Source organism: Haemophilus sp. oral taxon 036 (assembly GCF_002998595.1).
In the GTDB taxonomy this organism is placed as follows: domain Bacteria; phylum Pseudomonadota; class Gammaproteobacteria; order Enterobacterales; family Pasteurellaceae; genus Haemophilus; species Haemophilus haemolyticus_K.
This window is the reverse complement of record NZ_CP027235.1, coordinates 57929-76476: the sequence shown is the minus strand read 5'-3', so window position 1 is coordinate 76476 and position 18548 is coordinate 57929. Positions and strand designations below refer to the sequence as shown.

The 18548-nt window shown below is 37.5% G+C and carries 20 protein-coding genes and 1 pseudogene; 13 read left to right on the top strand and 8 right to left on the bottom strand.

All coding sequences use genetic code 11. The features are described 5' to 3' along the window. The first annotated feature begins 107 nt into the window (after positions 1–107). The gene (greA, locus tag C3V42_RS00400) at positions 108–584 is read left to right on the top strand and encodes a transcription elongation factor GreA (RefSeq protein ID WP_005637913.1); all 477 of its coding nucleotides are present in this window, start codon (positions 108–110) and stop codon (positions 582–584) included. Positions 585–622: 38 nt separating this feature from the next. Here greA and yhbY read toward each other — a convergent pair whose 3' ends face one another. Beyond that, on the bottom strand, positions 623–922 hold the full coding sequence (yhbY, locus tag C3V42_RS00395) for a ribosome assembly RNA-binding protein YhbY (RefSeq protein WP_005628915.1): 300 nt from the start codon (positions 920–922) through the stop codon (positions 623–625). A gap of 126 nt (positions 923–1048) precedes the next feature. Here yhbY and rlmE point away from each other — a divergent pair, with 126 nt between their 5' ends. The 6 genes from rlmE to C3V42_RS00365 all read left to right on the top strand — a co-directional run bounded on the left by rlmE (position 1049) and on the right by C3V42_RS00365 (position 7178). Then, positions 1049–1678 (top strand): 23S rRNA (uridine(2552)-2'-O)-methyltransferase RlmE, encoded by a 630-nt coding sequence (gene rlmE / locus C3V42_RS00390; protein WP_005637911.1) that lies wholly within the window; start codon positions 1049–1051, stop codon positions 1676–1678. A gap of 89 nt (positions 1679–1767) precedes the next feature. Next, positions 1768–3660, top strand: a complete 1893-nt coding sequence (gene ftsH, locus C3V42_RS00385) for an ATP-dependent zinc metalloprotease FtsH (RefSeq protein ID WP_106013258.1) — start codon at positions 1768–1770, stop codon at positions 3658–3660. Positions 3661–3783: 123 nt separating this feature from the next. Beyond that, the gene (gene folP / locus C3V42_RS00380) at positions 3784–4611 is read left to right on the top strand and encodes a dihydropteroate synthase (RefSeq protein ID WP_106013257.1); all 828 of its coding nucleotides are present in this window, start codon (positions 3784–3786) and stop codon (positions 4609–4611) included. A 32-nt stretch (positions 4612–4643) separates the two neighbouring features. Further along, a complete protein-coding gene (glmM, locus tag C3V42_RS00375; RefSeq protein ID WP_106013256.1) occupies positions 4644–5978 on the top strand; it encodes a phosphoglucosamine mutase in 1335 nt (444 codons plus the stop codon). A 59-nt stretch (positions 5979–6037) separates the two neighbouring features. Then, positions 6038–6517: a phosphohistidine phosphatase SixA gene (gene sixA / locus C3V42_RS00370; protein ID WP_048952572.1), complete on the top strand. Its 480-nt coding sequence runs from the start codon at positions 6038–6040 to the stop codon at positions 6515–6517. 235 nt (positions 6518–6752) lie between these two features. Further along, entirely contained in the window at positions 6753–7178 is a 426-nt protein-coding gene (locus tag C3V42_RS00365; RefSeq protein ID WP_048952571.1) for a hypothetical protein, read from the top strand. Between the two features lie 68 nt (positions 7179–7246). Here C3V42_RS00365 and C3V42_RS00360 read toward each other — a convergent pair whose 3' ends face one another. Genes C3V42_RS00360 through moeA form a run of 3 tightly spaced genes read right to left on the bottom strand, consistent with a single transcriptional unit; the run spans position 7247 to position 9537 of the window. Continuing rightward, complete coding sequence (locus tag C3V42_RS00360) at positions 7247–7567, bottom strand: HI1450 family dsDNA-mimic protein (RefSeq protein WP_179222760.1); 321 nt, start codon at positions 7565–7567, stop codon at positions 7247–7249. A 20-nt stretch (positions 7568–7587) separates the two neighbouring features. Continuing rightward, on the bottom strand, positions 7588–8319 hold the full coding sequence (moeB, locus tag C3V42_RS00355; RefSeq protein ID WP_106013255.1) for a molybdopterin-synthase adenylyltransferase MoeB: 732 nt from the start codon (positions 8317–8319) through the stop codon (positions 7588–7590). 3 nt (positions 8320–8322) lie between these two features. Further along, a complete protein-coding gene (gene moeA, locus C3V42_RS00350; protein WP_106013254.1) occupies positions 8323–9537 on the bottom strand; it encodes a molybdopterin molybdotransferase MoeA in 1215 nt (404 codons plus the stop codon). Between the two features lie 149 nt (positions 9538–9686). On the opposite strand from moeA, the gene folE reads away from it, so the two are divergent. Then, positions 9687–10343, top strand: coding sequence for a GTP cyclohydrolase I FolE (gene folE / locus C3V42_RS00345; protein ID WP_106013253.1), 657 nt, complete (start codon positions 9687–9689; stop codon positions 10341–10343). Positions 10344–10391: 48 nt separating this feature from the next. Here the strand turns inward: folE and C3V42_RS00340 are convergent, their stop codons facing one another. Together C3V42_RS00340 and fumC are read right to left on the bottom strand one after the other, a co-directional pair. Next, positions 10392–11000 (bottom strand): chalcone isomerase family protein, encoded by a 609-nt coding sequence (locus C3V42_RS00340; protein WP_048952566.1) that lies wholly within the window; start codon positions 10998–11000, stop codon positions 10392–10394. 127 nt (positions 11001–11127) lie between these two features. Next, entirely contained in the window at positions 11128–12522 is a 1395-nt protein-coding gene (fumC, locus tag C3V42_RS00335) for a class II fumarate hydratase (protein WP_005626500.1), read from the bottom strand. A 234-nt stretch (positions 12523–12756) separates the two neighbouring features. Here fumC and C3V42_RS00330 point away from each other — a divergent pair, with 234 nt between their 5' ends. From C3V42_RS00330 to C3V42_RS00310, 5 genes are all read left to right on the top strand, one after another. Next, the gene (locus C3V42_RS00330) at positions 12757–13191 is read left to right on the top strand and encodes a DNA polymerase III subunit chi (protein ID WP_106013252.1); all 435 of its coding nucleotides are present in this window, start codon (positions 12757–12759) and stop codon (positions 13189–13191) included. A gap of 3 nt (positions 13192–13194) precedes the next feature. Beyond that, positions 13195–13500, top strand: a complete 306-nt coding sequence (gene yqfB, locus C3V42_RS00325) for a N(4)-acetylcytidine aminohydrolase (protein ID WP_106013251.1) — start codon at positions 13195–13197, stop codon at positions 13498–13500. A gap of 12 nt (positions 13501–13512) precedes the next feature. Continuing rightward, positions 13513–14154 (top strand): hypothetical protein, encoded by a 642-nt coding sequence (locus tag C3V42_RS00320; RefSeq protein WP_106013250.1) that lies wholly within the window; start codon positions 13513–13515, stop codon positions 14152–14154. Between the two features lie 32 nt (positions 14155–14186). After that, positions 14187–17051: a valine--tRNA ligase gene (gene valS, locus C3V42_RS00315; RefSeq protein ID WP_106013249.1), complete on the top strand. Its 2865-nt coding sequence runs from the start codon at positions 14187–14189 to the stop codon at positions 17049–17051. Between the two features lie 167 nt (positions 17052–17218). Then, complete coding sequence (locus C3V42_RS00310) at positions 17219–18034, top strand: glycosyltransferase family 8 protein (RefSeq protein WP_106013248.1); 816 nt, start codon at positions 17219–17221, stop codon at positions 18032–18034. A gap of 34 nt (positions 18035–18068) precedes the next feature. Here C3V42_RS00310 and hypC read toward each other — a convergent pair. After that, positions 18069–18266, bottom strand: a pseudogene (gene hypC, locus C3V42_RS08685) (HypC/HybG/HupF family hydrogenase formation chaperone); the annotation flags it as partial. Next, complete coding sequence (locus tag C3V42_RS08680) at positions 18261–18449, bottom strand: hypothetical protein (protein WP_240610379.1); 189 nt, start codon at positions 18447–18449, stop codon at positions 18261–18263. The gene C3V42_RS08680 and the pseudogene hypC, both read right to left, overlap by 6 nt. Positions 18450–18548: the final 99 nt, after the last annotated feature.

Genomic DNA, 18548 nt, shown 5'->3' with positions numbered 1-18548 from the left:
GAAATTGAGTAAATCATTTTCTCATTTCAAGTTTATTTTTAATAATACTGCGGCAAGATTTTAGGGTTTTGCCGTGGTTTTTGTTTTATTTAGTAAAAGGAAAAACAATGCAACAAATTCCAATGACTGTGCGTGGCGCAGAACAATTACGTGAAGAATTGGATTTCTTAAAAAATGTACGTCGTCCTGAAATTATTAAAGCGATAGCAGAAGCACGCGAGCACGGTGATTTAAAAGAAAATGCAGAATATCATGCAGCTCGTGAGCAACAAGGTTTTTGTGAAGGTCGTATTCAAGAGATTGAAGGTAAACTTGGTAATGCTCAAATTATTGATGTAACAAAAATGCCAAATAACGGTAAAGTCATTTTTGGTGCAACGGTTGTGCTTGTAAATACTGATACAGACGAAGAAGTCACTTATCGCATTGTGGGCGATGATGAGGCTGACATTAAATCGGGTTTGATTTCGGTTAATTCTCCCATTGCGCGAGGTTTAATTGGTAAAGAATTAGATGATACCGTTAATATTACAACGCCTGGCGGTGTCGTTGAGTTTGATATTATTGAAGTGAATTATATTTAAATAAAAAAGTGCGGTTAAAAATGACCGCACTTTTGTTGTTATTTGCGTGGAAGCTGAATTTTTGCTTCTTCGCTTGGGCGATAAAGTACCAAAATATGCCCGATAGTTTGTACTTGTGCTGCTTTAGTTTCACGCACAATCGCATCGATAATAAGTTGTTTTGTTTCGCGATCTGCACCAGCAACTTTTACTTTAATGAGTTCGTGATGATTAAGTGCATTTTCAATTTCAGCAAGTACGCCTTCGGTTAAGCCATTTCCACCAAGCATAACGACTGGGTTAAGATGGTGCGCAAGACCTTTTAAAAATTGTTTTTGTTTGGTTGATAAGGTTGTCATAAGGATTCCTAATTAAAAAGAGCGGTTGATTTTCTCAATGTTTTTCACTGATTTCAATCAGCCTCGGCTTGAATTCGGCAGATTGTAACCAAATATAAGCAAAACTACTACCAAAAATAGAAGATTATGGGAAAGAAAAAACGTTCAGCAAGTTCTTCTCGCTGGCTAAATGAACATTTTAGTGATCAATTTGTGCAAAAAGCGCATAAGCAAAAGTTACGTTCACGCGCGTATTTTAAGATTGATGAAATTCAGCAAACGGATAAATTATTTAAACAAGGAATGACTGTGGTCGATCTTGGCGCTGCACCTGGCGGTTGGTCGCAATATGTGGTGGGACAAATTGGTGGCAAAGGTCGAGTGATTGCTTGTGATATTTTGGAAATGGATCCCATTGTAGGCGTTGATTTTCTGCAAGGCGATTTCCGTGATGAAAATGTTTTGAATGCTTTATTAGCGCGTGTAGGCGAAGATAAAGTTGATGTTGTGATGTCTGATATGGCACCTAATTTTAGTGGAATGCCATCAGTGGATATTCCGCGCGCAATGTATTTGGTCGAGCTTGCTTTAGATATGTGTAAACAGGTCTTGGCAACCAAAGGAAGCTTTGTTGTTAAAGTTTTCCAAGGTGAAGGCTTTGATGAATATTTAAGAGAAATTCGTTCTTTATTTAATGTGGTGAAAGTGCGTAAGCCTGAAGCATCACGCGGACGCTCTCGTGAAGTATATATTGTGGCGACAGGCTATAAAGGCTAATTGCTTTGATAGCTTTTCATTGCTAATGATGTGTAGTATCTTGTAAAAAATTTTTTAACTTAGGAAAGGTAGGTTAGACTTTGAACGATATGGTCAAAAATCTGGTGCTTTGGGTGGTAGTAGCGGTCATTATGATGACAGCATACCAGAGTTTTAATTCCTCTTCGGTAGATAATTCTACTGATTATACAACCTTTGTTTACGATGTAAGCAATGGACAAGTGACAGAAGCGCGTTTTGATGCCAATGAAATTACGGTAACGAAAACGGATGGTTCTAAATATTCAACCGTAATGCCCCCACTTGAAGATAAAAAATTGCTTGATGATTTGTTAAGCAAAAAAGTGAAAGTGGAAGGTACGCCATTTGAAAAACGTGGTTTCTTATCCCAAATTTTAATTTCTTGGTTCCCAATGTTATTCCTTGTTGGCGTCTGGGTATTCTTTATGCGTCAAATGCAAGGCGGTGGCGGCAAGGCGATGAGCTTTGGTAAAAGTCGCGCCAAAATGTTGAACCAAGATCAGATTAAGGTTACTTTTGCGGATGTCGCTGGTTGCGATGAAGCAAAAGAAGAAGTGGGCGAAATTGTTGATTTCTTGCGTGATCCGAATAAATTCCAAAACTTGGGCGGTAAAATTCCAAAAGGTATCCTGATGGTTGGGCCTCCAGGTACTGGTAAAACTTTACTTGCTCGTGCTATCGCAGGGGAGGCAAAAGTTCCATTCTTCACTATTTCTGGTTCTGATTTCGTAGAAATGTTTGTGGGTGTTGGTGCATCTCGTGTACGTGATATGTTTGAACAGGCTAAGAAAAATGCACCTTGCTTAATCTTTATTGATGAAATAGATGCAGTGGGTCGTCAACGCGGCGCGGGTTTAGGCGGTGGACATGATGAGCGTGAACAAACCTTAAACCAAATGCTAGTTGAAATGGATGGATTTAGCGGTAATGATGGCGTAATTGTTATTGCAGCAACTAACCGCCCAGATGTGCTTGACCCAGCTTTAACTCGTCCAGGCCGTTTTGACCGACAAGTTGTTGTTGGTTTACCTGATGTGAAAGGTCGTGAGCAAATCTTAAAAGTACATATGCGTAAAGTGCCTGTAGCACCAGATGTTGATGCAATGACATTAGCGCGTGGTACGCCTGGCTATTCTGGTGCAGATTTAGCAAACTTAGTGAATGAGGCGGCTTTGTTTGCTGCTCGAGTGAATAAACGTACGGTAACCATGCTTGAGTTTGAAAAAGCAAAAGACAAAATCAATATGGGGCCAGAGCGTCGTACCATGATTATGACGGATAAGCAAAAAGAATCGACTGCTTATCATGAAGCTGGTCATGCGATTGTGGGTTATTTAGTGCCTGAACATGATCCTGTACACAAAGTGACTATTATTCCGCGTGGTCGTGCGTTGGGTGTGACATTCTTCTTGCCTGAAGGTGATCAAATTAGTATTAGCCAAAAACAATTAGAAAGTAAGCTTTCTACCTTGTATGCGGGTCGTTTGGCAGAAGATTTGATTTATGGTGAAGAAAATATCTCAACGGGTGCATCAAATGATATTAAAGTCGCGACTAATATCGCGCGTAATATGGTGACGCAATGGGGATTCTCTGACAAATTAGGTCCGATTCTTTATACGGAAGATGAGGGCGAGGTTTTCTTAGGTCGTTCAATGGCGAAAGCAAAACATATGTCAGATGAAACGGCTCATGCAATTGATGAAGAAGTTCGTGCAATTGTAAATCGTAACTATGCGAGAGCAAGACAGATTTTGATCGACAATATGGATATTCTTCACGCCATGAAAGATGCGTTAGTGAAATATGAAACCATTGAAGAAGAACAAATCAAACAATTGATGAATCGTGAACCAGTCACTCCGCCATCTGGATGGGAAGAGCACACCGGGCAAGCTGCTTATGCAAATAGCAATAATGCTCAAAGTGCGGGTGAAAATTCTTCAGATTCTAATTCCTAATCAACTCTCTAATCAAAAAAGCCTTTCTTCGGAAAGGCTTTATTTTTCCCTAATGATTTTTTTCTTCAGCGTATTCCGCTATAATCGCCCGACTAAAATTAATCTAAAAATCCACCGCACTTTATGAAACTTTACGCGAATAATAAATGTCTTGATTTAAGTGTTCCTCAGATTATGGGAATCCTTAATTTTACGCCTGATTCTTTTTCTGATAGCGGACAGTTTTTTAGTTTGGATAAAGCCCTTTTTCAAGTTGAAAAAATGTTGGAAGAAGGTGCGACAATTATTGATATTGGTGGTGAATCTACACGCCCTAATGCGGATGAAGTATCTGAGCAAGTAGAATTGCATCGTGTTGTGCCAGTAGTGGAGGCAGTGCGAAGCCGTTTTGATTGCTGGATTTCTGTCGATTCTTCAAAAGCAGTTGTGATGCGTGAAGCGGCAAGTGTTGGAATGGATTTGATTAATGATATTCGTGCTTTGCAAGAGCCAAATGCATTAGAAACGGCGGTGAAACTTGCTTTGCCTGTTTGCATTATGCATATGCAAGGTCAACCTAGAACGATGCAGACAAATCCTCATTATGAAAATGTCGTGCAAGATGTATTGGCTTTTTTACAGAAACGTACTAATGAATGTCTTTCTGCTGGTGTTAAAAAAGAAAACTTAATTTGGGACATGGGATTTGGTTTTGGTAAGTCTGTACAGCATAATTATCAATTATTACAAAATCTTAATGAATTTTGTCATAGCGGATATCCAGTGTTAGCGGGATTATCTCGCAAATCAATGATTGGTGCGGTGCTTGATAAACCCGTCGATCAGAGAGTGATAGGTAGTGCGGCAGGTGCGCTTATTGCAGCGCAAAAAGGTGCAAAAATTTTACGCGTACATGATGTTGCTGCAACATCAGATATGCTCAAAGTTTGGCAGGCAACAGAAAATGCCTGATGGTTTTATAAAAAAATTAAAGGAATTGTATTATGGCAAATCGTAAATATTTTGGAACAGATGGCGTACGTGGAAAAGTAGGTAGTTATCCAATTACACCAGATTTCGCATTAAAATTAGGCTGGGCTGCGGGAAAAGTATTGGCTTCTCAAGGTTCTAAAATGGTTTTAATCGGTAAAGACACCCGAATTTCTGGATATATGTTGGAATCAGCCCTTGAAGCAGGTTTGGCTGCTGCGGGTTTATCTGCTGCATTTACTGGCCCTATGCCTACACCTGCTATTGCTTATTTGACCAGAACTTTTCGTGCTGAAGCGGGTATCGTGATCTCAGCCTCTCATAATCCTTATTATGATAATGGCATTAAATTCTTTTCAGCAAAAGGCACTAAATTGCCTGATGAAATTGAAGAAGCCATTGAAGCGATGTTAGAGCAACCGATGGATTGTGTGGAATCTGCCGAATTAGGTAAAGCAAGCCGTATTAATGACGCAGCAGGACGCTACATTGAGTTTTGTAAAAGTACATTTCCAGCACACTTAGGCTTGGAAGGTTATAAGATCGTGGTAGATTGTGCAAATGGGGCGACTTATCATATTGCACCTAACGTATTGAGAGAGCTTGGTGCGGAAGTCATTGAAATTGGTACAGATCCAAATGGTTTGAATATTAATGAAAAATGTGGTGCAACTGATGTGACAGCATTGCAAGCTAAAGTTGTTGAAACTAAAGCGGATGTTGGTTTGGCTTATGATGGCGATGGTGACCGAATTATGATGGTCGATCATTTAGGAAATAAAGTCGATGGTGACCAAATTCTCTTTATTATTGCACGTGAAGCATTGCGTTCAGGTCAATTAAAAGGCGGTGTCGTTGGCACATTAATGAGTAATATGAGCTTAGAGATTGCGTTGAAAATGCTTGGCGTTCCTTTCTTACGTGCAAATGTGGGTGACCGTTATGTATTGGAAAAAATGGTTGAAAACGATTGGACGCTTGGTGGTGAGAATTCAGGTCATATTATCATTGCGGATAAGAATACAACGGGTGATGGCATTATTGCTTCATTAGCTGTACTGGCGGCGATGGCTCAGCATAAATTATCATTAAATGAATTAGCGAGTGCGGTTAAATTATTCCCACAAGTGTTAATTAATGTACGTTTTGCGGGTGGGGATAATCCACTTGAAAGTGACGCTGTAAAATCTGTTGCCGCAGACGTTGAAAAACGTTTAGAAGGCAAAGGTCGTATTTTATTGCGTAAATCGGGTACGGAACCACTTATTCGCGTTATGGTGGAATGCCAAGATGCTGAACTTGCACAACAATGTGCAGAAGAAATTGCAGAAGTAGTTAAATCTCATTAATTTTTTAACTGCACTTTATTTAGTGCGGTTTATTTTTATCAAATGCTTAGGAAAGCAAAATGAATATTTTTATTATGCGTCATGGCGAGGCTGAAGTAATGGCTAATAGTGATAAAGCTCGTCGCTTAACTGCCTATGGTATTAAACAAGCCTTTACTCAGGGGCAATGGTTAAGAAAACAGTTAGAGTTAGCCACGCCAGATCGTATTATTATTAGTCCTTATGTGCGAGCACAAGAAACTTTCGAGCAGGTAAATCAGGCTTTTAATGGTGAACTATCATCAAAAATAGAAATTTGGGACGGTGTTACACCTTATGGCCATGCAGAAATGGTGACGGATTATTTTTCTGTATTGCGTAATGAAGGTATAAAATCTATATTTATTATTTCTCATTTACCTTTAGTCGGTGAAATTGTAGCGGAGCTCTATGGAAAGCGAAATCCAATCAGTTTTTACCCAGCGACTATTGCATATTTAAATTGGTCTGGACAATATGCAAAAATTCTCATGTATAAAAATGCAGATGCATTGATCTAATTATGTTATTAATAATCAAATTAATGGTTATTTATCTTTACAAAAAATAAATATTCTCCATGGAGCTTTATAAATATTCTTTATTTATCAATTAGTTAGTTTTATTTTTGTTTGTAAAGATTTTTAAAGAAATGTAAATTTTTATTTTACCTATTTCCTTTTTAAGAAATATGCGTAAACTACGTCACACAAAGCAATAGGGCTTTGCAAAATGAATACTAGATGGAGATTTATCATGAAAAAATTAGCATTAGCTGCATTAGTGTTGGGTTCAACGGTCGCTTTAACCGGTTGTTTTGATAAAGATGAGGCAGCACAAAAAGTTGCAGAGGCAAAACAAGCGGCAACTTCAGCTGTTACGGATGTGAAAGAAGCTGCAACTAATGCTGCAGCAGATGTAAAAACTACTGCACAACAAGCTGTATCTGATATGAAGGATATGGCAAGCAACGCTGTAGATTCTGCAAAATCAGCGGCAGCAGAAAAAATGGCTGAAACTAAAGATGCAGCTATGGCTAAAGTTGAAGATGCGAAGAATGTGGCAATGGAAAAAGTTGAACAAGCCAAAAATGCAGCGTCTTCAAAAATGGAAGAAATGAAACAATCTATAGGTGAAAAAGCGAATCAAACAATTGATGCGGTGAAAGAAGCTACTAAATAATTTTGTGATTAAATAGAAAAATCCCTATTGTGAATTCAATAGGGATTTTTTAGTTTTAGTATTTGATATTATTTTTTCCAGATAACATGAAATTCACGATTTTCTTCTCGGTGAGAAATTAAAAATTTTGCAAATATATCGTCCATTTCATCTTGATTGTTTACTAATCCAACCCAAATCTCGGCATATTCATTCGGATCGATGAGTACGCCAATTTCATCTTCCCAGTTATCGGCAGTTTCTACAAACTCAACACCACCTCGTTCTTCAAATTGTAGGTTGAAGAGAAGGATATCGGCTGGATCAAGATTTTCACTTGCCATTTCTAGAAAAATATCGTACGCAATATCAATTGCTGTATCAGGATCAAGTTTTTTGATTTCAGTCATCATAAAATATTCTCATAAAACTAAGGGTTATTTATTGGTAATTTTATTTCTCGAATGTTCATTGAGAAGCCATCAATAATGAGTAATCTACCACATAAATTTTTGCCAATTTTTAAACGCACTTTAATTGCTTCTAATGCTTGAATAGAACCAACAATCCCAACAATTGGGGCTATTACTCCAGCTTCTACACAACTTAATATATTCTGCCCAAATAATTTACTTAGTTCACGATAGGTTGGTGTATTTGATTCATAGGTAAAGACTGAAATCTGGCCTTCCATTCGGATTGCTGCACCAGAGATTAAGGGAATGTGCGCCTTCTCGCATTGGCGATCAAGTTGATTGCGAATATCGACGTTATCAGTGCAATCTAAGACAAGATCAAAGTGCGGTATTAATTCGGACAGTTTTTCTTCGGTTAGTTTTTCATTTATTGTTTGAATATCAATATGTGGGTTAAGCTGTTCTAGAGCTATTTTAGCAGATTCAACTTTTGGCATATTCAGTCTAGCATCACAATGAAGCACTTGACGTTGTAGATTGGAAAGTGAAACATGGTCAAAATCTAATAGGGTTAGGTGTCCTATACCTGAAGCGGCTAAATATTGACTAGCCGCACAGCCTAATCCACCTAAACCTACAATGAGAATTTTGCTCTCTTTTAGTTTTTCTTGTCCTTCAAAATCAATCGATTTAAGAATGATTTGCCGGTTATATCGTAGCTCTTCTTCGTAACTTAATTCAGTCATAGGTTATCCCAATAAATGATTGAAGAGTTCTATGGTTACACGTTCACCTGCTGATACATTGCCACGCTCTTGTTCTAATACAATAAAACAATTACTTTTTATGAATGCACTAAATAAGTGAGATCCTTGAAACCCAACAGACTTAACCTCAATTTGTCCTTGTGAGTTGATGTGATAAAAACCTCGTTGGAAATCTAAGCGACCAGGAGCTTTTTTTAAGTTTGTTGAAGCAATTGCTGAAAAACGTGCTGGATTTTTCCATTGTTTTTGACCTTGCAATTTTACAATAAGGGGCTGAACGAGTTGATAAAAAGTCACAAGTGCAGAGACAGGGTTACCAGGTAAGCCACAAAACCATGCATTTTCTAGTTTACCAAAAGCAAAAGGTTTACCAGGTTTAATGGCAAGTTTCCAGAAATTAATTTCACCTACTTTTTCTAATACTGTTTTAGTGAAATCTGCTTCTCCAACAGATACCCCACCACTGGTAATCACTAAATCAGCCTGTTTTTGTGCAGATATAAAGGCTTTTTCAAATTCAGCCTCATTGTCTGGTAATAATCCTAAATCAATAACTTCACAATGAAGTTTTTCTAGCAGTAATTTTACAGTGAATCGGTTTGTATCGTAAATCTGTCCAATTTGTAACGGTTTACCTACCTCGACAAGTTCGTCCCCAGTGGAAAGTATGGCCACTTTTAATCGATGATAACATTTTACTTCTGAGATACCTAAAGAAGCTAATAATGGTAAAGAAACGGCATTTAATTCATCACCTTGTGTTAATACAATATCTCCTTTTTTAACATCCTCTCCAATACGACGAATATTTTGATTGATTTTAGGTAATTCAGAGAAGGTGATTGTTCCGTCTTCATTTATGTTGACTTGTTCTTGCATTACGACAGCATCAGCGCCTTCAGGAATCATTGCCCCAGTCATAATTCTTATTGCACTCTGAGCAGGCCATGAGCCTTGAAATGGTATTCCTGCAAAGGATTTACCTGCAACAGAAAGAGTCAGTGATTTTTCTAAATCAGCTAAACGTACAGCATAGCCATCCATTGCAGAATTATCAAAAGAAGGGACATTAATAGGGGAAATAACATCTTCTGCACAAATTCTATTAGCGGCTTGTTGTAAATTAAGTGTTTCAATTTGTGTAGGAAAGGTGATCTGTTCTAGCATATTATTACGGGCTTGATCCAACGTGAGCATAGAGATTCCTTAATTAAAGTAAAATTTAAAGTATTGTAGTCTGAAAAATCTTAAAACTAAAGATTTCATTTTACTTAGTGATTTTTCTCATTTTGCGTTCGCTTTATCCTTTGTTAGAATAACGCATTATTTTTTTAGGAAAGACTGTTATGACTGATATTTCACAAGATGCAATAAGTGTGCGCGATGCTTTAATTGCTAAGGGCATTGAAACGCCGATGATAGATCTAAACCAATGTAAAGAAGTGCGTCGCTTAGGTATTGCAAAACATATGCATGAAGTGATGAAATTAATTGGATTGGATTTGCGAGATGATAGTCTTGAAGAAACACCTAATCGTTTGGCAAAAATGTTTATTGATGAGATTTTTAGTGGAATGGATTATGCAAATTTCCCTAAAATGACAAAAATTAAAAACCAAATGAAAGTGAGTGAAATGGTACAGGTTAATGATATTACATTGACGAGTACTTGTGAGCATCACTTTGTGACGATTGATGGTAAAGTTTGTGTGGCATACTATCCAAAAGATTGGGTTATTGGTCTTTCGAAGATTAATCGTATTGTGTCGTTTTTTGCACAGCGTCCACAGGTACAAGAAAGGCTAACAGAACAACTTCTCACAGCTTTTCAAACTATTTTAGAAACAGATGATGTCGCCGTTTATATTAAGGCAACACACTTTTGTGTGAAAGCGCGGGGAATTAAAGATACAAATAGTTATACTATTACCTCTGCTTATGGAGGCGTATTTTTAAAAGATCGTGATACGCGTAAAGAATTTCTTGCTACTATTCAGAAATAAAATGGAAATAAAATCGCCGCACTTTTTGATAAAAGGCGGCGTTTTTATTTATCCAAAAGATTTTCTCTCTTGATTTAACAGATAGTTTGGCGGTAGTTCAGGCGTAGAATCTTGTTCATCAAAGGATTCAATTTCAGGTTTAAGATAAAATTCAGCTGCTTCATGATTGCTTTTCGTTTTGCCTAATAATTGTGGCTGAAGTTTTACAAAAGTACTATTCGGTGCAAGCCAGATGCCGATAAATGCTTGATTAAATTTAGCATCAAAATCATGTTCCAAAACAGTGTCATTTAAAACGAAGTAGCCTCTATCTGGTAAGGCAATATAGTTCAAGATATCGTTTGGTGAGAAATCAGGAAATGTAGATTGCATTTCTTTAAGCCAACTTTGAGTATCGCCATCATTAAGTTTTAAGGTTTCGATTTCTTTAATAAGCGTAATCGCAAAATTTTTCCCTTCAATGGGTTTTTCATATTTGAAAGAGAGCATTAATGGGCGTTCATTTTCTTGATAAGTGCCCGTTTCGGAAAATAAACCAATGGTATAAACATGGAACGGCCCCCACGTGTATTCGGCATTTCCGATGGGTTGCCAATGAGCAAAAGGTGCGGCAGAAAAAAACGTGATTATTGCCACAAAAAGGGATTTCATTTTCATAATAAATTGCCGTGAATAAAATTGTGTTGATTATAACAAACCGCATCAAAAAACAAATGAGAAACGAGTAAAAAGGCGAGTAATTTTACTCGCCTTTAATATCAATGGTGTTAATTTGTGCAGTGAATTATTTTAGGCTACCCACCATATCTTCTGGGCGAACCCATTTATCAAAATCTTCGGCAGAAACTAAGCCTAAATTAATTGCTTCTTCACGCAATGTTGTACCATTTTTGTGCGCCGTTTTTGCAATTTTAGCTGCGTTTTCATAACCAATATGCGTATTAAGTGCGGTCACCAACATCAATGAATTTTCAAGTTGTTGTTTAATTCGAGGATAGTTTGGTTCAATACCCACTGCACAGTGTTCATCGAAAGATACGCAAGCATCACCCAATAATTGAGCAGATTGTAAGAAGTTTGCAATCATCACAGGGTTGAACACATTTAATTGGAAGTGACCTTGTGAGCCTACAAATGCGATGGTGGTGTCGTTACCAAATACTTGTGCGCAGACCATTGTCATCGCTTCGCATTGAGTTGGGTTTACTTTACCTGGCATGATTGAAGAACCTGGTTCATTTTCAGGAATTAAAATTTCGCCAATTCCCGAACGTGGACCTGATGCTAATAGACGAATATCGTTCGCAATTTTAAATAAACTCATTGCTAATTGACGTAATGCACCGTGAGTTTCAACAATCGCATCATGAGCGGCTAATGCTTCAAATTTATTATCTGCAGTGACAAACGGAAGTGCGGTGAATTTCGCAATGTAATCTGCCACTTTCACATCATAGCCTTTCGGCGTGTTCAAACCTGTACCAACCGCAGTTCCACCCAATGCTAATTGGCTTAAATGTGGAAGAGTATTTTTTAATGCTTTTAAGCCGAAATCTAATTGAGCAGCATAAGCCGAAAATTCTTGGCCTAATGTTAGTGGTGTTGCATCCATTAAGTGAGTGCGGCCAATTTTTACCACGTTTTTGAAGGCTTCAGATTTTGCCGCAAAAGTTTTTTGTAAACGTTCAACACAAGGGATGGTGTGCTCAACTACTTTTTTATATGCCGCAATGTGCATTGCCGTTGGGAAAGTATCATTTGAAGATTGTGATTTGTTCACATCATCATTTGGGTGAATGATGGATTTTTCACCTAATTTGCCACCGTTTAACACATGAGCACGATTTGCAACTACTTCGTTCACATTCATATTGGATTGTGTACCAGAACCGGTTTGCCAAATAACGAGTGGGAATTGATCATCTAATTTATTTGCTAAAATTTCATCACAAGCCTGTGCAATTAAATCACGTTTTTCAAGAGGTAATACACCTAAATCATGATTAGCAAATGCGGCTGCTTTTTTCAAATAGCCAAAAGCTTCGATAATTTCATGTGGCATTGAGGCGGCAGGACCAATTTTAAAGTTATTGCGTGAACGTTCAGTTTGTGCAGCCCAGTATTTATCTGCTGGAACTTGAACTTCACCCATTGTGTCTTTTTCAATACGAAATGCCATTCTGTACTCCTATGAATTGAATGAAAATTAAAACTGGATTGATTTTAACACTTCCGAGTTATGAGTGGAACGTAACAAAAACGTTAAAAATCAGTTTTGTGACATAGATCATAAAAGTGCGGTGGATTTTCACGCATTTGTAATAATGTATATTTAATTATTTATTTTTTAGGGTTTTTTCGTTAGAATTTTACCCTTTTTATAGGGCAAGATTGAGAAAATAACGGGGCTAAAATGGCAAAAACTGCGCAATTTTACATTCTTACGGAAAATTGTACATTAACTGTTGAAGAAATAGCCTGTAATCTTGCTGCCTCAATATGGCGTTCAGGGAAAAAAGTATTGATTAGCTGTGAAAGTGAGGCTCAAGCGTTAGAGATTGATGAGCGTTTGTGGCAACGAGATCCCAATGAATTTGTTCCGCATAATTTATCGGGTGAGGCAACACAATATCCTACACCGATTGAGATTTCATGGCTTGGGAAACGAAATTTACAACGCCGTGATGTGCTAATTAATTTGCAACAAGAAATCCCAGATTTTAGCCATAGCTTTACACAGCTTATTGATTTTGTACCGAAAGATGATGCCTTAAAAACACAAGCTCGAGAACGCTATAAACAATTACGTCTGCAAGGTTGGAATCTTTCTACTGAAAACGTGGGTTAATAAATGAACGACATTACTTTCTACCAACGCTTTGAAACCGATATTCTCGCCGGGCGAAAAACCATCACCATTCGGGATAAATCCGAAAGCCATTTTAAAGCAGGCGATATTTTACGTGTTGGTCGATTTGAAGATAATCAATATTTCTGCACTATTGAAGTATTAGGTGTGTCGCCGATTACCCTTGATGAACTAACGGAACAGCATGCGAAGCAGGAAAATATGGGATTGGAGGAGTTGAAAGAGGTGATTCGGGGGATTTATCTGAATGAAGAGAAGTTCGTATTAATCAATTTTAAGATAAAATAATCAGAGGAAACCATGTATATAAAATATATTAGACTGATTTTATTGCTTCCTATTTTTCAATCGTTGTCGGCATGTCTTAGTTTCGATGGGATATATCCGAAATATAAAGATTATGAAGGTAGTGACTATGGCACATTAAGTGTAAAAAATTACGCAACTCATCTTATAACTATCTATAAGAAAGATGATATTAAGCAATGTTTAGTACAAGATGGCCCTCGAAGAGCTTTAGTTTTACGTGAGCTTTTTCTACCTGATTTTAAAAATGGGGTATTTAATAATTCACCATTTAAAGACTCCGAAAAATATTTATCTGAAAGTAGAGTAAAAGCAGGATCTTATGTGCAATTAACAAAAAGATCTAATAATTCAAATATAAGTTCTCAAACTTTTAAATTTATTATTGAAAATAAAGGGTATTATTATCTTCAACGAATAGCTAATAAACCTATACCTATTTTAAAGATGGATGAGGATATTAATGAGATTTTCTATCTTTTACCGGATAAAAATGGGACTTATAACAACGCTACCTATAGTGAAACAACAAAGAGACATTATACATTAGATGGATTACTCAGCGAAAATGACACTATTATTCGTTATAAGAATGAAATTCCCGCAAAGAAATGGGATCTCCCTGAATGTGAATAGTTAGACTGTAAGTTAGTTAAAGAGAAAAATAAATGACACAAAAATTCGAAATGGCAGACCGTTTTAATCCGTCTGCGGTAGAACAAGCCCTTTATCAACATTGGGAAGAGAGCGGTTATTTTAAACCGTCTGAAAATGAAAACGCGCCGAGCTATTGCATTGCGATTCCACCGCCGAATGTAACGGGTTCTTTACATATGGGACACGCGTTCCAGCAAACCTTAATGGATACCTTAATCCGTTTTAACCGTATGGAAGGGCATAACACTTTATGGCAAGCGGGGACAGACCATGCGGGTATCGCAACCCAGATGGTGGTGGAGCGTAAAATCGCCGCAGAAGAAGGTAAAACTCGCCATGATTATGGTCGTGAAGCATTTATCAATAAAATTTGGGATTGGAAAGCCTATTCAGGCGGCACAATAAGCCAACAAATGCGTCGTTTAGGTAACTCAATCGACTGGGAACGTGAGCGTTTCACGATGGACGACTGTTTGTCGAATGCCGTAAAAGAAGTGTTTGTTCGCTTGCACGAAGAAGGTTTGATTTACCGTGGCAAACGGTTGGTGAACTGGGATCCAAAACTTCACACCGCGATTTCTGATTTAGAAGTAGAAAACAAAGAGAGCAAAGGTTCTCTTTGGCATTTCCGTTATCCGTTAGCAAACGGTGCGAAAACGGCAGATGGTAAAGATTATTTAGTGGTGGCAACCACGCGTCCAGAAACCATGTTGGGCGATACGGCAGTAGCTGTGCATCCAGAAGATAAGCGTTATCAATCTTTAATCGGTAAAACCGTGGTTCTGCCATTGGCAAACCGTGAAATTCCGATTATTGCCGATGAATATGTAGATCGTGAATTCGGTACTGGTGTGGTAAAAATTACCCCTGCGCATGACTTCAACGACTACGAAGTGGGTAAACGTCACAGCTTGCCGATGGTTAACGTATTAACCTTAAATGCAGATATTCGTGATGAAGCGGAAATTATCGGTACTGATGGTAAACCACTTGCTGGCTATGAAGCAATTATTCCTGCGGATTACCGTGGCTTAGAGCGTTTCGCTGCACGTAAGAAAATTGTGGCAGATTTTGAAGCGCTAGGTTTATTAGATGAAATCAAACCACATGATTTGAAAGTGCCTTATGGCGATCGTGGTGGTGTGCCAATCGAGCCGATGTTAACCGACCAATGGTATGTTAGCGTGAAACCGCTTGCTGATGTAGCAATTAAAGCGGTGGAAGATGGCGAAATCCAATTCGTGCCGAAACAATACGAAAACCTTTACTTCTCTTGGATGCGAGATATTCAAGATTGGTGTATTTCTCGCCAACTTTGGTGGGGACATCGTATTCCGGCGTGGTATGATGCAGAGGGCAATGTTTATGTGGCACGTAATGAAGAAGAAGTGCGGTCAAAATACAACTTAGATTCTGCGGTTGAACTCAAACAAGATGAAGACGTGCTGGATACGTGGTTCTCCTCAGGCTTGTGGACGTTCTCCACTTTAGGTTGGCCGGAGCAAACCAAAGAACTCAAAATGTTCCACCCGACGGATGTGTTAATCACCGGCTTCGATATCATCTTCTTCTGGGTTGCACGTATGATTATGTTTACGATGCATTTTGTGAAAGATGAAAACGGCAAACCACAAGTACCATTCAAAACCGTGTATGTCACGGGCTTAATCCGTGATGAGCAAGGCCAAAAAATGTCTAAATCAAAAGGTAACGTACTTGATCCAATCGATATGATTGACGGTATCAGCCTTGAAGATTTACTTGAAAAACGCACTGGTAACATGATGCAGCCGCAATTAGCAGAGAAAATTGCTAAAACAACGCGCAAAGAATTCTCTGAAGGTATTGCAGCTCACGGTACAGACGCATTACGTTTCACATTAGCTGCGTTGGCTTCAAACGGCCGTGACATCAACTGGGATATGAAACGTTTAGAAGGTTATCGTAACTTCTGTAATAAATTATGGAATGCAAGCCGTTTCGTATTAACGAATGACAAATTAGATTTAAGCGAAGGCGAGATTGAGTTCTCATTAGCAGATCGTTGGATTCAATCAGAATTTAATCGCACAGTAGAAACTTTCCGTAATTCATTAAGCCAATATCGTTTCGATCTTTGTGCCAATGCGATTTATGAGTTTACTTGGAACCAATTCTGCGACTGGTATTTAGAATTGACTAAACCAGTATTTGCCAACGGCAATGCAGCACAAATCCGTGCGGCAAGCCAAACTTTGGTTCACGTGTTAGAAAAATTATTACGTTTAGCGCATCCGCTTATTCCATTTATTACCGAAGAAATTTGGCAAAAAGTGAAAGGATTTGTGGGCATTACGGCTGATAGCATTATGTTACAACCTTTCCCACAAGTGGAAGAGAACGGCTTTGATCCAGAAGCAGAAGCTGAAATTGAGTGGTTGAAAGAAGTGATCGTTGCAGTGCGTAATATCCGTGCAGAAAGCAATATTGCACCAAGCAAAGGCTTAGATCTGTTATTCCGTAATTTAAGCGCAGAAAATGCAAAAATTCTCGAAAAACAGACCGCTCTTTTAAAAGCCATGGCGAAATTAGACAACGTTCAAGTATTAGCCGCAAACGAAACAGAACCACTTGCGGTAGCGAAACTTGTTGGCAATGCTGAATTACTCGTACCAATGGCTGGCTTTATCAATAAAGAAGCAGAGCTTGCCCGTTTAACTAAAGAAATTGAAAAATATCAAAACGAAGTTAAACGTATCGAGAACAAACTCAGCAATGAAGCTTTCGTAGCTAAAGCACCTGAAGCGGTGATTGCCAAAGAACGTGAAAAACAAGCGGAATACCAATCAGGATTAGAAAAAATCCAAGAGCAGTATAAAGCGATTGAAGCACTTTAATTTCAATCATAAAAACGTCGGTTTCTCCGACGTTTTTATTTTTTTCTTTGTTTTGCTAAGTATTTTCTGATAAACCAGAAAAATTGGGGATGAAATAACTTGATAGCAATCTAATATATACTGAAAGGAGAAAAGGATTTTATTTTCTATATTAAGGTTTTTAAATAATGAATATTGTATTTGTACTAGATAAAAATTATTCTAGTTATTTAGAGGTAGCTCTGAAGTCAGTGCACTATCACCATCATGATGTAAATATTTATATTATTCATGATGGTATTTCAAGAGCTGAATTAACGAGAGTAGGGCAGTATTTAGCTCATCGAGGCAATTCTCTGTATGACTTGTATATTGAAGATGTTAATAAGTTAATTATATTTCCAACAGTAGGATCTCCAGATCATATTGGGGCATTTTCATTAGTTCGATTGTTTGTTCATCGTTTACTCCCAGAAAACCTAGAAAAAGTTATTTATTTAGATGTAGATGTAATTATTAATAAGCCAATAGATGAACTTTGGAATATTGACATAGATAATTATTTATTGGGAGCTGTTACTGATTATGGTATGGAATTCCATTGGTTCCATAAGTATTTTGATAAACAACAGTATATTAATTCTGGTGTGATGCTAATTAATTTAAATAAATGGCGTAAATTAAATGTTGATAACTATTTTATTGATAGTGCATTAAAGTATGGAAAGAAATTTGAATATGGTGATCAAGATACGATTAATTTTGGTTTAAGTAAGGAGTTAATTAAATTATTACCTGTTAGGTTTAATTTTCAAGTAGGTTTGTTGGAAGATAGATTGAGAGAGGAGAAAATAGATTTAAGTCCTCATTTTACTTTTGTACCAAATATTATTCATTACACAGGAAAGTTTAAACCTTGGTTAAACGAAGATCATGAAGATTTCCCCAAATTTTATAAAGATAATTATATATTTTATCAGAATTTAGATTGGAATAGCATATAAATAAAATAGTCGTTCAATTAGAACGACTATTTTATTATTTTTGATTTAATCCTAAAAAATCCCCAACTTCGTGTTCGAGTTGACTCATTGCAAGTAAAGCTTCTAGGGTTTTCTTGGCTTCATCTTCATCAACAACACTCATTGCAAAGCCTACATGAACGAGAACCCATTTGCCAAGTAAACCGACTGGATTTCCAGTGTAGACTAGTGAAATATTCACATCACGTTATACGTCATATGTGTTGTAATTAGGGCGGGTAAAGTTGGTATCGGAGAAGAGGATAATCAGTCCGCGTAGGGTGTCTTCGTTTACGGCATAGCCGCTGATGCGTTGGAGTACGCCTTTGAGTTTTTCGTCTAATTCATTTAAAAAAGCTTGTTGTAATGAGTGATTTTCATCGACAATCTTGGTCATCTCGTTTGCATAAATTATGCCCTCTGTAAAGTAATTTTTATCAGAAGTTTGAATATTCAAACAAATTATCAGGTGTCATTTTATCGAAAAACAGTATCA

Excerpts from the sequence above, each read along its gene's own strand:
- greA (WP_005637913.1), top strand. The coding sequence starts at position 108 with ATGCAACAAATTCCAATGACTGTGCGTGGCGCAGAACAATTACGTGAA.
- yhbY (WP_005628915.1), bottom strand. The coding sequence starts at position 922 with ATGACAACCTTATCAACCAAACAAAAACAATTTTTAAAAGGTCTTGCG.
- rlmE (WP_005637911.1), top strand. The coding sequence starts at position 1,049 with ATGGGAAAGAAAAAACGTTCAGCAAGTTCTTCTCGCTGGCTAAATGAA.
- ftsH (WP_106013258.1), top strand. The coding sequence starts at position 1,768 with ATGGTCAAAAATCTGGTGCTTTGGGTGGTAGTAGCGGTCATTATGATG.
- folP (WP_106013257.1), top strand. The coding sequence starts at position 3,784 with ATGAAACTTTACGCGAATAATAAATGTCTTGATTTAAGTGTTCCTCAG.
- glmM (WP_106013256.1), top strand. The coding sequence starts at position 4,644 with ATGGCAAATCGTAAATATTTTGGAACAGATGGCGTACGTGGAAAAGTA.
- sixA (WP_048952572.1), top strand. The coding sequence starts at position 6,038 with ATGAATATTTTTATTATGCGTCATGGCGAGGCTGAAGTAATGGCTAAT.
- C3V42_RS00365 (WP_048952571.1), top strand. The coding sequence starts at position 6,753 with ATGAAAAAATTAGCATTAGCTGCATTAGTGTTGGGTTCAACGGTCGCT.
- C3V42_RS00360 (WP_179222760.1), bottom strand. The coding sequence starts at position 7,567 with ATGACTGAAATCAAAAAACTTGATCCTGATACAGCAATTGATATTGCG.
- moeB (WP_106013255.1), bottom strand. The coding sequence starts at position 8,319 with ATGACTGAATTAAGTTACGAAGAAGAGCTACGATATAACCGGCAAATC.
- moeA (WP_106013254.1), bottom strand. The coding sequence starts at position 9,537 with ATGCTCACGTTGGATCAAGCCCGTAATAATATGCTAGAACAGATCACC.
- folE (WP_106013253.1), top strand. The coding sequence starts at position 9,687 with ATGACTGATATTTCACAAGATGCAATAAGTGTGCGCGATGCTTTAATT.
- C3V42_RS00340 (WP_048952566.1), bottom strand. The coding sequence starts at position 11,000 with ATGAAAATGAAATCCCTTTTTGTGGCAATAATCACGTTTTTTTCTGCC.
- fumC (WP_005626500.1), bottom strand. The coding sequence starts at position 12,522 with ATGGCATTTCGTATTGAAAAAGACACAATGGGTGAAGTTCAAGTTCCA.
- C3V42_RS00330 (WP_106013252.1), top strand. The coding sequence starts at position 12,757 with ATGGCAAAAACTGCGCAATTTTACATTCTTACGGAAAATTGTACATTA.
- yqfB (WP_106013251.1), top strand. The coding sequence starts at position 13,195 with ATGAACGACATTACTTTCTACCAACGCTTTGAAACCGATATTCTCGCC.
- C3V42_RS00320 (WP_106013250.1), top strand. The coding sequence starts at position 13,513 with ATGTATATAAAATATATTAGACTGATTTTATTGCTTCCTATTTTTCAA.
- valS (WP_106013249.1), top strand. The coding sequence starts at position 14,187 with ATGACACAAAAATTCGAAATGGCAGACCGTTTTAATCCGTCTGCGGTA.
- C3V42_RS00310 (WP_106013248.1), top strand. The coding sequence starts at position 17,219 with ATGAATATTGTATTTGTACTAGATAAAAATTATTCTAGTTATTTAGAG.
- C3V42_RS08680 (WP_240610379.1), bottom strand. The coding sequence starts at position 18,449 with ATGACCAAGATTGTCGATGAAAATCACTCATTACAACAAGCTTTTTTA.